Below are 14486 nucleotides of genomic sequence, written 5' to 3' on the forward strand. Positions count from 1 at the left end.
GAAATATTGCTTTAGTCATGCGATTGAGGAAATTTGGGTATGATGTATCTATATTGATAAGGATTTTAGTGAAAATGGTACTCTAGGCTTTACCATTTCTTTATTTACGTCATCCATGAATGCTTTGAGAACTTCAGGATCGTTAAGCCCTTCGGTTAGAACATGGCAGGCATTTGAGACTACTTCCTTTGTCGTCGTGCAAGATCTGAGCGTTTTTCTGAGTTCTTCGTGGTGTTTTATATTTTTTTCTAAAAACCAAGCCACATAATTTAGAACATGGGGTGGGTATATTCCAATTGCGACATGAAGGGTTTCTCCGATAGGTAGCACCTCATGCCACCAGCCTCTTGGGACGTAGAGCAAATCACCAGCTTCTAGAACACCGTCAAAAATGGGGTCCGTGGGACAAGTGGAATCGAAAGATTTGGAGGTTTGCCCAGGTAGAGGCGATTTATACGTTGGGGCATAAACACGCCAATGCTTCTTGCCAATCAATTGAATGGCCATGACGTCATGTGTGTCCCAATGCGAGCCAAAGCTTCCTTCTCCCGAGAAGGCGAGATATGCATTTGCGGTGGTTTCTGCATTGGTGAAGCTGGCTACCTCCTCGCACAGCCTGCGCACCAATTCCTGCCTGTTGTCTATGCGATTAAGTATGGCGGTCGCTCCTGTTTTAAGTAAGGATTGCACTGCGTGCGTGTCTAGTCGTTGCATTGTGCGACTGCCTGCTTTGAATTCTTCTATGTACATCTCTGATGGAATAATTCCATTTTTGTGCAGGTGCATAAAGGGCGGGGTGATATCGCTATAGTAGAGTGCTGAATCCATATCAGACCAACTGAAAAGCATTGGTTCCACTGCACCGCGCACCAGATGGATGTTGCGATCTGCAATGCCTTCATTGAAGGCCTCTTTGGTGAGGTCAAAATTGATGAGATTTTTCATGAGATCCGGATGATTGGAATGGTTTTCGAGGTTTTGGCTTGAGTAATGGCTATTGCGGGACAACTCAGTGCTTTAAAATCACCTGTCGCATAGCCTTGCATCCAGTCTCCCATCAAGGAGTGATCAAGATTGATTTTTCCCTCGGGAGTGAGGTTCCCCACTGTGTTCCGCTTGTCAGAAAGTAGTACCGTGCATTTTTGTACCCTCCCATCTGCACGTATCACCAGAGAATTGGGCCTGCTGGCGTAACATATTTGAGGATTGTTATTTAGAGATTTTTCTCGCTCTGAGTTGTCCATACGTAGCAAATGTTCGAGGTCATTCTTGAGAGATCGCCGATCCTGGTCATTGAGCGAGCGTATTTTTTTGCTGTGGGGCCCACCAAGATTTTCTATTGGTTTGAGAAAGACGGAAAATCTGCTGTCATGTAAGAATTCACTACGGAGCATTTTTACCAAATCTTTCAATGACTCATGGTTATCCACTGAAAGATGAATGCGTAGAAGAACAGAAAAAGATAATTCACTGTCACGAATAGCCTTCAGATTTTTAAGAATACGATCAAAGGTGCCGCCTCCAGACGCCAGTCTTCTTGTGACATTGTGAACAGGGCCGAGCCCATCCAGAGATATTTGATAGCTGCATTGGCTAAGTTCGTGCAAGCGCCTGACGGTTGTCATGTCCATCAAATATCCATTTGTTGTTATGGACCCTCTGAAAATGACTTTGTGTTTTATACATAATTTCTGTGCGAAATCACTGATCTCGTACATGATGGATTTTGCTGCCAAAGGCTCTCCTCCAAACCATTGAAGGTTTAATTGTGTTAGAGTGCTGATTCTGTTGTTCAAGAAGTTTTTTATGGAATCAATCGTTTTTTTACTCATTCTTCCAATCGAGAAGTCTTCGTAGCAATAGGTGCAGCGAAAATTGCATTGCTCCGTGGGAAGAAGGGTAAGTTCCAAATATTTTGGATCCACAGAGGCGATCAATTGATTGTGAATTTCATTTTTCAAAATAATCCTCTTAATTTTTATCAATTTTCTCTTAATATGAAAGCCGAGTTTATTTCGGCTTTTTTGAAGAATTTATTTAGATATTGAAGTCATTGTCCTCTCCGCAAATGGAGTTTTGCCTGTTTTGTGGGCAGATGGCGTTAGGGCAGATGATGTTAAGACTTTGTAGTGCTCCTCCATTGATGAAGTCAAGCTCATCATCTGTCAAAACTTCTGTAACCGCGTATATTCCAAATTCATCAAATTTCAGAGCGTCGATTGCTAACGTGACAGGGTTTTTGTTTACCATTGTTCTTCCTTTGGCAAGTGTTGTGGCAAATACATCCTGCTGATCGAAATACAGGCAAGAAGTAGTCTATTCATAGATGTCGATTGGCGTTACCTCTGATGGGTGCCAGTATCCAATCGATCAAGCGACGTTTGTCCTGCTGGATGTCTGCTTCGAGTGCAATTCCGGGAAATAGCGTTGTCTGCTTTCCGTTCTTGGTAATGATTTGGCTCTTGATTTTTACAGTGACACGGTACATTCCCTCCTGTTTGATTGTGGTTGACAGAATGGCAAAATCCTCGGGTCTTAATGGGCTATTGGAGACTTCCAAGACTATTCCCTCGTGCATGCCGTAGGTTTGATAAGGATAGGGCTCGTACCTCAATCGGACTGACTGCCCGGACTGGACGAAACCCAGTGCTTTGGAGGGGGCGAAAAGATGCGCCATCAGGGGAGCATTCTCAGGAACGATGACAGCCAATGCCTGGGAAGATACTGACTGACCACGATTGGCATTGATGGCCGTCACGCGGCCTGAGATGGGCGCTGTAATCGCAAAGCCATCGCGAGACGCGATTTCCGTGGTTTCAAGTTCCAGGCTTGCGAGATCACGATCAATCTCAGCAAGTTGCCCAGCCACCTTGATGGGAGCCTGATGAATTTCACTCAAGAGATTTGCGGAGCTTCTGGTTAACTGCGAACGGCTGCGTTGAGCGCCCAGCAGTTGTGTTTCAAGTGAAGATAGTTGTTCTTCCTTGTTTTGAAGCTCCAAGTGTGAAATGTATTTTTTTTCTGCCAGCTCTCGATGATTCGCGACTATTTTCGAGAGAGCCTGGATCCGCCGAGCATAAAGGTCCAGCTCTTGCTGATTGCGCTGAAGTTCCTCGTTGATATTGTCGTGCTGCCTGCGCAAACCTGCTTCATTGGTCATGCCCAGTTGCTGTGTCGTCGTTCTGAGTCGCTTCAGGCTTTCTTGACGCTGTGCCAGCGAGGCAAGGCGTAAATCCGAGATTTTTGTGGTTTGCTGGTTGCCTGTCTGTGAGCGTTGGTCCGCCATTACAAAAAGGACATCGCCCTGTTTTACCCGCTGGCCTTCCTGGATACGTAGCTCCGACACGATGCCGTTGACAGGCGCCATGACCTTTATCGCGCCATCCGCTGGAACCAGGATGCCACTTACAGTAGCGCGTGGCCTGTAGCTGCCAAGGAAGAGATAAAGCGTGCAGAAAAAAGTAATGGCAAAAGCCAAGCTAACCAGTAGCCAGCTGTGGTTTGAGCGTGCCAGCAGCATTGGGCCATGCTCCTGTCGCTCAAATCGTTGCAGTGCTTCCTTGCGGAAAATGCTTGTGCGTTGTTTCTCATTCATCGTGTTCTCAGTCATTGGCACCGTTAGCGCAATACCTATGGCTGCTGATTAAGCACACGATAAAAATAGAAAATCAATCAGATCATTCTGAATTATTTCGCGAACGAACCGATTTAACAGAAAATTCCTAGGAATAGAACTGGATGAATGAATGCAAAGGGCTTTGGGCCCAGACTCTCACGGGTGCGCTTGTTGACAGGCGCGGCTGTCCTGCTGGGCGTAGCCTTGCCGCAGTGGTGAGGTAAAAGAGCTGGCGAATGCGGTGCCGGGTGGCCGATTTGGCCTTTTGCTTCAGCGCGCCTTGCGCGGCTGCAGGGCCTCGGCGCGCAGCATGGCCAGCACGGCATCGCGCTTGTGGTGCAGGTGGGTGACCAGCAGCTCGCGCAGGGCCGTGGCGTCGCGTGCGCCCAGGGCCTCGATCATGGCCTCGTGCTCCTTGACGGCCTGTTTCCACTTGGCCGTGTCCAGGTTGGTGCGAAAGCGCAGCGACTGCACGCGGTTGTTGATGCGCTGGAAGGTCTCCGTCAGCACGGGGTTCTTGGCGGCGCTGTTCAGGGCCGCGTGGATGGCGGCATTGAGCCGGTAGTAGGCAGACACGTCGGCGCGCGCCACGCTGGCCATCATCTCGTAGTGCAGGGCGCGGATCTCGGCGAATTCCTGGTCGGTGATGCGCTGGGCGGCCAGTTCGCCCGACAGGCCCTCGATGCCGGCCAGCACCTCGAAGGCGTGCATGACATCGGCCTCGCTCAGCTTGACGGCGATGGCGCCGCGGTTGGGCAGCAGGTCGGCCAGGCCTTCGGCGGCCAGCAGCTTGATGGCCTCGCGCAGCGGCGTGCGCGAGACGCCGAGCTGCTCGCACAGCTCGCGCTCGTTGAGCTTGGCGCCCGGGGCGATGCGCCCTTCGATGAGCATGGACCGCAAACGGTCCGCCACCTGCTCGTGCAGCGCCGCCCGCGATATCTCGATGATCTCCGCCATCTAGCGGTCTCCTTGGCTGTTCCTGGCTGGTGGATGCCCCCGCCACAGGCATTGCGCCATGCGGGGCGGCGCCGATGTTAGCCGAGTTTGCACCCCAGGCGGGCCTCCTGCCCGGCGCACGCGCTGTCCCTGCCAAGCACTACAGGCTTTTCAGCAGGGGCCTACGGCCTGCGGGCGTGGCTGCCCGCACCATGGTTCCGATCAGACACACCAACCAGGGACAAACAATGGCCAACGCAGCGATCCGGCTGCAGATCCAGGTGGATCTTGCTTATGACATCCGCGATCCGGCCGGGGCCGATTTCGTGTTCAACATCCATGCGGCCCATACCTCCCACCAGACGGTGGAGAACGAGCGTCTGGTGCTCAGCCAGCCCGTGGAGCCCGACATTGCCACCGAGCCCGCCACCTCCACCCGCTTCATGCGCCTGCATGCCAACCCAGGCCCCCTGCACCTGACCTACAAGGCCACCGTCTGCATCGCGCACCACCGCGAGGATCCGGCGGCGCTGGGCGAGGTTCCGGTGCGCTGCATCCCGCTGGAGGTCCTGCCGTACATCTACCCCAGCCGCTACTGCCAGTCCGACCGGCTGATGCAGCTGGCCTTCCGCAATTTCGGCCAACTGGCGCCCGGCTATTCGCGCGTGCTGGCCATACAGCAGTGGGTGCAGGAGCTGGTGACCTTCGCTTCTGCCACCAGCAACTCGTCCACCTCGGCCGTCGATACCCTGGTGGAGCAGGTGGGCGTGTGCCGCGATTTCACGCACCTGATGATCGCCCTGTGCCGTGCGCTGAACATTCCCGCCCGCATCGCCACCGGCACGGACTACGGCGCCGATCCTGCACTGGGACCGCCCGATTTCCATGCCTACGTGGAAGCCTACCTGGGCGACAGGTGGTATCTGTTCGATGCATCGGGCACGGCCATTCCCATGGGCTTCATGCGCTTTGGCACGGGCCGGGACGCGGCCGACGTGGCCTTTGCCACCATCTTCGGCAACGTGGTGGCCATGGCCCCCATGATCCAGACACAGGCCCTGGAAGACGAGCACAGCCAGCTGCCCCGACTGTGCAGCGAGGCGCTGTCGACCACCGCGCCTTCGCCCGCCGTGCTGTCGGGCTGCGCATCGTTTGGCAGCACGGCGGACCGAAGGAGCTTCAGGCAGCTGCCTGCCTGAGCTGCCTGCGCTGTGAAAGGCGCACGGCGGCGGCTCTCAGAAGCGGTGCGTTCCCGTCACCGCAAAGGTGCGCCGCTGGCCGTAGAAGCAGTCGCCGCGTGCCAGGCACTGCGTGATCTGCACCTTGTCGGTCAGGTTGACCACGTTGAAGGCCAGGCGCCATGGGCCGGCGTCATAGGACACCATGGCGTCCAGCAGGGTGGCCGAAGGCGTGTCCACCAGGCTGGTGCCCGTCCACTGCGAACCTGTATAGCGCACGCCGGCACCCAGGCTCCAGCCGCCGCGCCCTTCGCTGGCAAAGCGGTGGGTTAGCCAGGCCGACGCCGTGTGGCGCGGCACGCTGGTCACGCGCTGGCCCTGGTCGCCGCCATTGCTGCGCGAGATGACGGCGTCGGTGTACGCATAGGCCAGGGTGGCGTCCCAGTGGCGGGCCAGGCTGGCGGTGAGCTCGGCCTCGAAGCCGTTGACCTTGACCTCGCCGATCTGCAGGCTGTTGAGCGGGTTGGCCGGGTCGGTGGTCTTGCGGTTCTTCTCGCGCAGCGTGTAGACGGCGGCAAAGGCCGACAGGCCCTGGCCCGGCGGCTGCCACTTCACGCCGGCTTCCCATTGCTCGCCGCGCTGGGCCTTGTAGGGCGTGCCGTAGACATCCACGCCGCCCAGCGGCTGGAAGGACTCGGAGTAGCCCAGGTAGGGCGCCCAGCCACCGTCCATCTGGTAGGTGGCGCCTGCGCGCTTGGTCCAGGCCTTCTCGTCCACGGCGGAGGCGGGCCGGCCTTCGGTATCGGTCTGCGCGCTGTCGTGGCGCAGGCCCAGGGTGGCGGTCCAGCGGCCCCACTTGATCTGGTCCTGGGCGTAGAAGCCCAATTGCTTTTGCGACACGCCCGGCTGGCGCACCAGCTGCGAGGCCGTGGGCGGCGTGAAGTTGCCGTATACGGGGTTGTAGACGTCAAACGGCGCGGTCAGGCCGCGCCAGGTGGACTGGCTGGTGCTGTTGCGCTGCGCATCCATGCCGGCCAGCACGGTGTGCTCGGCCGTGCCCCAGCGCAGCCGGCCTTCGAGCTGCGTGTCGATCACCAGCATGCGCCCGCCGTTGACCTGCCAGGAGGCATCGCGGTAGACGCTGCGGTTGTCGGGGTTGAAGACCGGGCGCGCAGGGCGGCCCTGGCCCGGGATGGCGGTGAAGCTGGTGTATATGGAGCGGTAGTCCACGTCGCTGATGGTGCGCCGCAGGTTCTGGCGCACGGTCCAGTCCGCGTTCAGACGGTGGCTGAACAGGTAGCCCCAGGATTTGTTCTCTGTGTCGAACGAGTCCCAGCCGGGCTCGCCGATGAAGGTGCTGGTGGGAATCTGGCCGTAGGGGCTGGGCAGGCGAGTGCCCTGCCAGGGGAAGAAGCCGATCAGCGAGCCGCTCTTGTCTTTCTGGTAGAGCGCCTGCAGCGTGAGTGAGGTATCGGCGCTGGGCCGCCAGGTCAGGCTGGGCGCGATGACCAGGCGGTCGTCGTTCACATGGTCCACCTGGGTGCCGCTTTCCCGGCCCACGGCCACCAGGCGGTACAGCCACTGGCCGTCTTCGGTGACGGCGCCGGTCAGGTCGGTGGCGATCTGCTTGCGCCCGTAGCTGCCCATCTGCACCTGAACCTCGCGCAGCGCCTCGGCCTGCGGGCGTTTGCTGGTCAGGTTGAGCACGCCGCCCACGCTGCCCTGGCCGTAGAGCACGGAAGAGGGTCCGCGCAGGAACTCCACGCGCTCCAGCGTGTAGGGGTCGGGGCGGCTGGTGTTGTAGGTGCCGTAGGTGCGCAGCAGCCCGTCCTGGTACTGGCTCACGCTGCCGCCGCGTGCCGAGAAGCTGTCCACCCGGCTGTCGAAATAGTTGGACACCACGCCCGCGCTGTAGGCCGTGGTCTGGCGCAGCGTCTGCACGCCCTGCGCCTCGAACTGGTCGCGCGTGACCACGCTGATGGCCTGGGGCGTCTCGATCAGCGGCGTGTCGGTCTTGGTGGCCGAAATGGCGCGCTTTGCGGTGAAGCCCACCACGGCTCCGGTGGGATTTTCCTTCTCGGCGCCTGCGTTCACGGTGACCGGGGCGAGCGTGGCCTCGGGAACATTTTCAGGCTGGGCCTGGGCGTGGGCTGCGCCGCACAGGGCAAGCAGGGCGGCATGCGCAACTGCCGTGCGCGAAAGTCTTTGGATAGGCATGGTCAATGGTCGAGAGCTGGGAAACCTGTGCCGTGGGGCGTGCTCTGGGTGCGTCGGCGCTGCTGCCGGCCTGGGGCCAGCGGCGCAGCCTGTCGTGGCGGGTGCGAATTCTAGAATGACAATGAGAATGATTGCTTTTTCTTTTCATTTGTATGTAGCATGCAACGCATTGGTATCATTTTGATAGCAACAAAGCATGTCTTGAAGAGATCTGCGAGTCGATGTGCAGGGCGGTGCGATACGCGTGCGGTCTTGCTTGCGGGAAGTCCGCGCAGCGTGTTAGCCCCTTTCACGCCGGGGCGCCAACCGCCCCGGTCTCCTCAGGCCAGGGCGGCCTGCGAGGGGTTGCTTCGGTGTGAAACGGCCTCGGGCCACAGCCGCCCGGCCGCCGATTGCAATGCTTCCACCAGCTGCCGCGTATCCGCCTTGCCCGTGGCGTGCAGCGCCTCGGTCACGATCAGCGCGTTGACTGTGGATTCGCGCACTGCCGAGTGGCCGCTTTGGCGGTTGCACCAGCGCCGGGCGTGGGCGCGGCCAGCGGTGTCGGCGAAGATGATTTCGCCGGGCTCGGGATATTCGATCTCGCCCGAGAAGGTCTCGTAGACCTCACTGCCGGTTGCGGGGCGCACCTGCAGGCAGCCGCTGACGCGGTCCAGGTCGAAGACGGCCACGGGAATGGCAAAGGCCACCGAGGCCGCATTGCACAGGTCCACCAGCGGATGCAGGCCCGGCAGATCTCCTTCCTTGCGCAAGCGGCGCAGCAGGGCCTCGGCGGCGCAGCGGTATTGCGTGGGCTTGAGGCCCATCCTGGCAAAGCCGCGCCGCCAGGCCTGAATGGATGGCATCTCGCTTTCCGGGGTGCAGGCCAGGTTCTGCCTGGCCTGTGCCATGAAGGGTGCGATCACGGCGTGTGCGGGCACGTCGGGTGACATGCCGCGCAGCAGCAAGGTCTGCGAGGCCAGTTCAGGAAAGTCGCGGGGGATGGAGGGTGAGTAGGAGAACTGCAAGATCAGGCCTTGTGAGTGGAGAGGTGATGTGATCTCCATCCTCGCCAGGCCGGTTTGCGTGGTCTTGAAGGAAATTGCAGCGCGTCACGCAGCGCAGGCCTTGGCTGCCCTGGCGTAGAAGCCGGGCGCCATGCCGAAGCTGCGCACGAACAGGCGCGTCATATGGCTCTGGTCGGCAAAGCCGCTGTGCGCGGCGGCCTCGGCCAGCGGCATGCCGCCGGCGATGAGCCTGCGCGCCTGGTGCAGGCGCCGCTGCAGCAGATAGGCATGGGGCGTCATTCCCGTGGCGCGCGCAAAGGCACGCAGGAACTGGTAGCGGCTCAGGCCCGCCTCGTGGGCCAGGGCGCCCAGGGTCAGCGGCGCACCGGGATCGTCGTCCATCCGGGCGCGGGCCAGTGTGATGGGGGCCGGTGCGCGGGGCGCCGGGGCAGGGCGCTGCAGCATGCCGCCCAGCAGCTGCAGCAGGGCTTCGTCCAGGTCCAGGGCGTCCGTTGCCTCGCCGCTGCCGGTCATCCTGCGGTACAGAGCCTGAAAACACGCGGCCAGGCGCGGGTCGCGCACGGCGGGCTGGCGGAACTCGAAGCCGGTCGCCGGCCCTGCGCCATCCATGTCCGCCATGAGCCCGGCCACGACCGAGGGCTCCAGGTACAGCATGCGCCAGGCGCGACCGCCATCGCCCAGGGGCATGCCGTCATGCAACTCGCCGGGGTTGACCATGATGAGGTCGCCGGCCCCGGCCTCGTACAGACCTCGCCCGCTGGCGGATTTCTGCGCGCCACGCTCGATCAGGCCGATCCCGTACTGCTCGTGGGCGTGCCGCCCAAAGCGCCTCGCCGTGTCTGCGGCCACGGCCTCCACCCCTGCGGTGCGGCAGCGCAGCCAGCTGAAATGCCCATCCGTGGTCGATACCATGCCGCAGCCTTTCCTATCCAACCTGGCGCGCCAGCGTGATCGCCAGGCCGGCCAGCCCCGCGCCCACCACCACGGGGATCACGCCCACCTTCCAGCGCAGCAGCGCGGCTGCGGCAGCCATACCCAGCAGTGCGGACGGCCAGTCGAAGGGACCCGCCCAGCCCTGGGGCCACAGCACATGCCAGGCAAAGAACACGGCCAGGTTGGCGATGACGCCCACCACGGCGGCCGTGATGCCCGTCAGCGGCGCGGTGAAGCCCAGCCTGCCATGGGTGGACTCGATGAAGGGGCCGCCCAGCAGGATGAAGGCAAAGGACGGCAAAAAGGTGAAGAAGGTCACGACCAGGGCGGCGGCGGCGCCGGCAGGCAGCAGCGCATCGGGGCCGAACACCTGCGTGCTCCAGCCGCCCAGGAAGCCCACGAAGGACACCACCATGATCAGCGGCCCCGGCGTGGTCTCGCCCAGGGCCAGCCCGTCCATCATCTGCGTGGCCGTGAGCCAGTGGTAGTGGTCCACGGCGCCCTGGTAGAGGTAGGGCAGCACGGCGTAGGCGCCGCCAAAGGTCAGCAGCGCCGCCTTGGTGAAGAACCAGCCCATCTGGGTGAGCGCGCCCTGCCAGCCGAAGGCGGCGGTCAGCAGGCCCAGCGCCAGCGCCCACAGCCCCAGGCCGGCCGCCAGCACCTGGCTGAAAAAGCGCCAGCGGAACCGTGCATGGGCCGGTGTGGGCGTGTCATCGTCGATGACGGCCGGGCCGTGGCTGCCCCCGCGCGGGCCGTGCCCGCCCGCAGGGGAGAAGTGGCGCGGTGCCAGCCTGCCCCCCAGGTAGCCCAGCGCGCCGGCCGCCAGCACGATCAGCGGAAAAGGCAGCTTCAACGCGAAGATGGCCACGAAGGCCGCCGAGGCAATGCCCCACAGCCAGCCGTTGCGCAGGGTGCGCGAGCCCACGCGCCAGGCCGCCTGCACCACCAGCGCCGTCACGGCCGGCTTGATGCCATAGAAGATGCCGGCAATGGCCGGCACATGGCCGAAGGCCACATAGATCCAGGACAGGGCGATGAGCAGCAGCAGCGAAGGCAGCACGAACAGCCCGCCGGCCACGATGCCGCCCCAGGTGCGGTGCAGCAGCCAGCCGATGTAGGTGGCCAGCTGCTGCGCCTCGGGGCCGGGCAGCAGCATGCAGTAGTTGAGCGCATGCAGGAAGCGCCCCTCAGAGATCCAGCGCCGCCGCTCCACCAGGTCCTCATGCATGATGGCGATCTGCCCGGCCGGCCCGCCAAAGCTGATGCAGCCCAGCTTCAGCCAGTAGCGCAGGGCTTCGGCGCGGGTGGGAGGGAGGGGGGCAGCGGGTGCATCAAGCGAACTGGGAGGCATGCCGCAAATGTCTCATACGGCAGCCGCTGCCGACGCCTGCAGGCACCTATACCGCATCCGTACCGCACCCGCACCGCACCCGCGCTGCGCAGACGCTACATCTGCCGGGCGGCCTGCTTGACCAGCACCGGCTCGGCGCGGTAGCTGCCCGGGAACAGCTGCTTGAGCTGCTCCACCTTGGGCAGGTCGTTGATGACGATGTAGGGGTGGCGCGGGTTCTCCGTCATGAAGTCCTGGTGGTAGTTCTCGGCCGGGAAGAAGCTGGGCTTGTCCTCCAGCCGGGTCACGATGGGCTTGCCGAAGACCTTGGCCGCGTCCAGCTGGGCCACATAGGCCTGGGCGGTCTTGAGCTGCGCGGCGTCGGTGGCGAAGATGGCCGAGCGGTACTGCGTGCCCGTGTCCGGCCCCTGGCGGTTGAGCTGGGTCGGGTCATGGGCCACGGAAAAGTAGATCTGCAGCAGCTGCCCGTAGCTGACCTGGGCCGGGTCATAGGTGATCTCGACCGACTCCGCATGCCCGGTGCGGCCGCTGCTCACCGCCGAGTACGAGGCCTGGGCCGCCGTGCCGCCGCTGTAGCCCGAGACGGCGCGCTGCACGCCCTTGACGTGCTGGAACACGCCTTGCACGCCCCAGAAGCAGCCGCCCGCAAAGATGGCTTTCTGCGGCCCCTGGCCCGTGGCGGTCGCATCCTGCGCGGGTGGTGGAATGCGCACGGCCTGCTCGGCCGCCTGCAGGTTGCTGCCCTGCCACAGCAAGGCGCCGCCCAGCAGCACGGCGCTGCCGGTCAGCAGTTGGAGAAGGCCGCGGCGGCGGGGTGCGGCGGCGAGGTTGGAATCGTTGGTCATGGTGTCTCTCCGGTGAAAGTGAAGTGGCCAGGGATCAGCCAAAGGTGAAGGCATAGGCGGAGATGCCGGGGTCCAGGAATTCGATGCTGAAGGTGCGCTCGGCTGCGCCGCCGTCCTGGCGCACCAGCTGGTACAGGCGCTGCTCGGTCACGCTGCCGCTGCCGTCGGCGGCCACGTCCATGCCGCGCGAGGCGCCGGGCGCCTTGCCGTCGATCAGCACCTTGAAGCGCACGGGCTTGCCATCGCTGCCCGGGCCCAGCACCAGGTGCAGGTCGCGTGCCTGGAAGCGGTAGGTGATGCGGCCGTTAGCGCCGTCCAGCGTGGCGCTTTCCGGGCCCACCGTCCATTGGCCGCTCAGGCCCCAGGCGTTGAGCGGCAGGCGCTCGGGCGTGGCATAGGCGGTGGCCTGGTTGTGCACGGCGGCAGGCGTGGCGGCAAATTGCTCGGCGCGCTCATAGCCCAGGTAGGTCTCGTGCGAGCGCACGGCTGCCATGTCGGCTGCCTGCTGCACGCCCTTGGCCTGCACGTCGATCAGGCCCTGGTCCACCTGCTTCGATCCGGCTTCCTGCAGCAGTTGCTGGATCACGCGCTCGGACTCGGCATAGCCGCCCTCGCCAAAGTGGTGGTGCCGGATGCGGCCCTGGGCATCGATGAAGTAGTGCGCCGGCCAGTACTGGTTGTTGAAGGCGCGCCAGATCTTGTAGCCGTTGTCCACGGCCACGGGGTAGCCGATGCCCAGGTCCTTGATGGCCTTTTCCACGTTGGACAGCTTGCGCTCGAAGGCGAACTCCGGCGCATGCACGCCCACCACCACCAGGCCCTGGTCGCGGTACTTCTCGGCCCAGGCCTTCACATAGGGCAGGGTGCGCAGGCAGTTGATGCAGGAGTAGGTCCAGAAATCCACCAGCACCACCTTGCCGCGCAGTTGTTCGGCCGTCAGCGGCGTGGAGTTGAGCCAGCCGGTGGCGCCGTCCAGCGCAGGAGCCAGCCCTTCGTCCGGCAGGGCGGCGCGGGACGGGCCGCCGGCCATGCGCATGGCGCCGCCTGCGGCCATCATGGCCGGGCCAGCACCGGAGTCCCTATCCACGGCGGCCATCATTGCGGGACCGGCCTGCATGGCCATGGCGCCACCCTCGGGCCTGCCGCTCAGGCGGTCCACCAGCCTTTGCTCCAGGCCGCCGGTGGAGGCCGTGGACACTTGCGCCAGCACGCCCGTGTCCAGCCCCAGCGCAATCGCGCCCACACCGGCCAGCATGGCCGCGCCCAGCCCGCGCCGCACCCATTCGCCCGCGCCCAGCATGCGCTTGAGCGCCGCAAACACCTTTCCGCCCAGCAGCAGGGCCGCCGCCATGGAGGTGGCCGCACCGGCCGCATAGGCCAGCAGCAGCAGGCTGGAGGTGGTGTTGGCGCCCTGCAGTGCGGCGCCCGTGAGGATCAGGCCCAGGATGGGGCCCGCGCAGGGCGCCCACAGCAGGCCCGTGGCCACGCCCAGCAGCAGCGAGGCGCCGGGGCGGGCGCCGCCGTCCGTGCCCTGGGCACGCTCGGAAAGGCGCGAGCCCGCCGCCACCAGCGGCCGCGTCAGCCGCTCGGACAGGCCGGGCCACAGCAGGGTCAGTGCAAACACGGCGACCAGGCCCAGGGCCAGCCAGCGGCCGTATTCATTGGCGGCCACCACCCAGCCGCCGCCCACGGCGGCCAGCGAGGCCACCAGGGCGAAGGTCAGCGCCATGCCCGCCAGCAGCGGCAGGCCGCTTTTGGCGAAAGGCTGGTCGGCGCGTGCAAAGACGAAGGGCAGCACCGGCAGGATGCAGGGGCTGACGATGGTCAGCACCCCGCCCAGATAGGCCAGGACGATCAGCAGCATGGCGTGGCTCCCGGGTTCAGGCAGGCTGGGGCGTGAACGTCAGCGACAGGCCGTTCATGCAGTAGCGCAGGCCCGTGGGCTTGGGGCCGTCGTCGAAGACATGGCCCAGGTGGCCGCCGCAGCGGCGGCAATGCACCTCGGTGCGCAGCATGCCGTAGGTGCGGTCCTGGCGCGTGGCCACGGCCTTGTCCAGCGGCTGCCAGAAGCTGGGCCAGCCGGTGCCGCTGTCGAACTTGGTCTTGGACGAGAACAGCGGCAGCGCGCAGCCCGCGCAGGCAAAGGTGCCGGCGCGGTGCTCCTTGTTCAGGGGGCTGGTGCCGGCGCGCTCCGTGCCTTCCTTGCGCAGGATCTGGTACTGCTCGGGCGTGAGCCGGGCACGCCACTCGGCGTCGCTGTAGCTCACCTCGAAGATTTCGCTGGAGGCGGCGGCCGGTGCGCTGCGCGGGAACAGGCTGGCCGCCAGGACGGCGGTGGTGCCGGCGCCTGCAGTCCACAGAAGATGGCGTCTGGTGGTCATGGTGTGCTCCTGAAGGTTGCGT

12 protein-coding genes are annotated in these 14486 nt (G+C 62.9%); 1 reads left to right on the forward strand and 11 read right to left on the reverse strand.

Annotation, left to right across the window (positions count from 1 at the left end):
* Positions 1-48 precede the first annotated feature (48 nt).
* From DACI_RS31265 to DACI_RS15365, 4 genes are all read right to left on the reverse strand, one after another.
* Positions 49-945, reverse strand: coding sequence for a JmjC domain-containing protein (locus tag DACI_RS31265; protein WP_012204903.1), 897 nt, complete (start codon positions 943-945; stop codon positions 49-51).
* Positions 942-1961 (reverse strand): radical SAM protein, encoded by a 1020-nt coding sequence (locus DACI_RS31270; RefSeq protein ID WP_012204904.1) that lies wholly within the window; start codon positions 1959-1961, stop codon positions 942-944. Before DACI_RS31270 ends, DACI_RS31265 begins: the two co-directional genes overlap by 4 nt.
* Positions 1962-2320: 359 nt before the next feature.
* Complete coding sequence (locus DACI_RS15360; RefSeq protein WP_012204905.1) at positions 2321-3595, reverse strand: HlyD family efflux transporter periplasmic adaptor subunit; 1275 nt, start codon at positions 3593-3595, stop codon at positions 2321-2323.
* A gap of 291 nt (positions 3596-3886) precedes the next feature.
* Positions 3887-4573, reverse strand: a complete 687-nt coding sequence (locus DACI_RS15365; protein WP_012204906.1) for a GntR family transcriptional regulator — start codon at positions 4571-4573, stop codon at positions 3887-3889.
* A gap of 227 nt (positions 4574-4800) precedes the next feature.
* Between DACI_RS15365 and DACI_RS15370 the strand changes: the two genes are divergently transcribed.
* Entirely contained in the window at positions 4801-5751 is a 951-nt protein-coding gene (locus DACI_RS15370; RefSeq protein WP_043781600.1) for a transglutaminase-like domain-containing protein, read from the forward strand.
* A gap of 36 nt (positions 5752-5787) precedes the next feature.
* On the opposite strand, the gene DACI_RS15375 is transcribed toward DACI_RS15370, so the two are convergent.
* The 7 genes from DACI_RS15375 to msrB form a co-directional block, all read right to left on the reverse strand.
* Positions 5788-7947 (reverse strand): TonB-dependent siderophore receptor, encoded by a 2160-nt coding sequence (locus DACI_RS15375; RefSeq protein WP_012204908.1) that lies wholly within the window; start codon positions 7945-7947, stop codon positions 5788-5790.
* Positions 7948-8267: 320 nt separating this feature from the next.
* Entirely contained in the window at positions 8268-8954 is a 687-nt protein-coding gene (locus tag DACI_RS15380; RefSeq protein ID WP_043781604.1) for a B3/B4 domain-containing protein, read from the reverse strand.
* Positions 8955-9038: 84 nt separating this feature from the next.
* Positions 9039-9866 (reverse strand): AraC family transcriptional regulator, encoded by an 828-nt coding sequence (locus tag DACI_RS15385; protein ID WP_012204910.1) that lies wholly within the window; start codon positions 9864-9866, stop codon positions 9039-9041.
* A 13-nt stretch (positions 9867-9879) separates the two neighbouring features.
* Complete coding sequence (chrA, locus tag DACI_RS15390; protein ID WP_012204911.1) at positions 9880-11238, reverse strand: chromate efflux transporter; 1359 nt, start codon at positions 11236-11238, stop codon at positions 9880-9882.
* Positions 11239-11333: 95 nt separating this feature from the next.
* Positions 11334-12083 carry a peptide-methionine (S)-S-oxide reductase MsrA gene (msrA, locus tag DACI_RS15395; protein WP_012204912.1) on the reverse strand — a complete coding sequence of 250 codons (750 nt, stop codon included), beginning with the start codon at positions 12081-12083 and terminating at the stop codon, positions 11334-11336.
* Positions 12084-12117: 34 nt separating this feature from the next.
* Positions 12118-13947 (reverse strand): cytochrome c biogenesis protein DipZ, encoded by a 1830-nt coding sequence (locus tag DACI_RS15400; protein ID WP_012204913.1) that lies wholly within the window; start codon positions 13945-13947, stop codon positions 12118-12120.
* 16 nt (positions 13948-13963) lie between these two features.
* Positions 13964-14464 (reverse strand): peptide-methionine (R)-S-oxide reductase MsrB, encoded by a 501-nt coding sequence (gene msrB, locus DACI_RS15405; RefSeq protein WP_012204914.1) that lies wholly within the window; start codon positions 14462-14464, stop codon positions 13964-13966.
* Positions 14465-14486 lie beyond the last annotated feature (22 nt).

Origin of the sequence: Delftia acidovorans SPH-1, assembly GCF_000018665.1 — a bacterium.
GTDB classification, from domain to species: domain Bacteria; phylum Pseudomonadota; class Gammaproteobacteria; order Burkholderiales; family Burkholderiaceae_C; genus Comamonas; species Comamonas acidovorans.

What these genes read in the sequence shown, in the direction of transcription:
- DACI_RS31265 (WP_012204903.1), bottom strand. Translation starts at nt 945, where the DNA reads ATGAAAAATCTCATCAATTTTGACCTCACCAAAGAGGCCTTCAATGAA.
- DACI_RS15360 (WP_012204905.1), bottom strand. Translation starts at nt 3,595, where the DNA reads ATGAATGAGAAACAACGCACAAGCATTTTCCGCAAGGAAGCACTGCAA.
- DACI_RS15365 (WP_012204906.1), bottom strand. Translation starts at nt 4,573, where the DNA reads ATGGCGGAGATCATCGAGATATCGCGGGCGGCGCTGCACGAGCAGGTG.
- DACI_RS15370 (WP_043781600.1), top strand. Translation starts at nt 4,801, where the DNA reads ATGGCCAACGCAGCGATCCGGCTGCAGATCCAGGTGGATCTTGCTTAT.
- DACI_RS15375 (WP_012204908.1), bottom strand. Translation starts at nt 7,947, where the DNA reads ATGCCTATCCAAAGACTTTCGCGCACGGCAGTTGCGCATGCCGCCCTG.
- DACI_RS15385 (WP_012204910.1), bottom strand. Translation starts at nt 9,866, where the DNA reads ATGGTATCGACCACGGATGGGCATTTCAGCTGGCTGCGCTGCCGCACC.
- chrA (WP_012204911.1), bottom strand. Translation starts at nt 11,238, where the DNA reads ATGCCTCCCAGTTCGCTTGATGCACCCGCTGCCCCCCTCCCTCCCACC.
- msrA (WP_012204912.1), bottom strand. Translation starts at nt 12,083, where the DNA reads ATGACCAACGATTCCAACCTCGCCGCCGCACCCCGCCGCCGCGGCCTT.
- DACI_RS15400 (WP_012204913.1), bottom strand. Translation starts at nt 13,947, where the DNA reads ATGCTGCTGATCGTCCTGGCCTATCTGGGCGGGGTGCTGACCATCGTC.
- msrB (WP_012204914.1), bottom strand. Translation starts at nt 14,464, where the DNA reads ATGACCACCAGACGCCATCTTCTGTGGACTGCAGGCGCCGGCACCACC.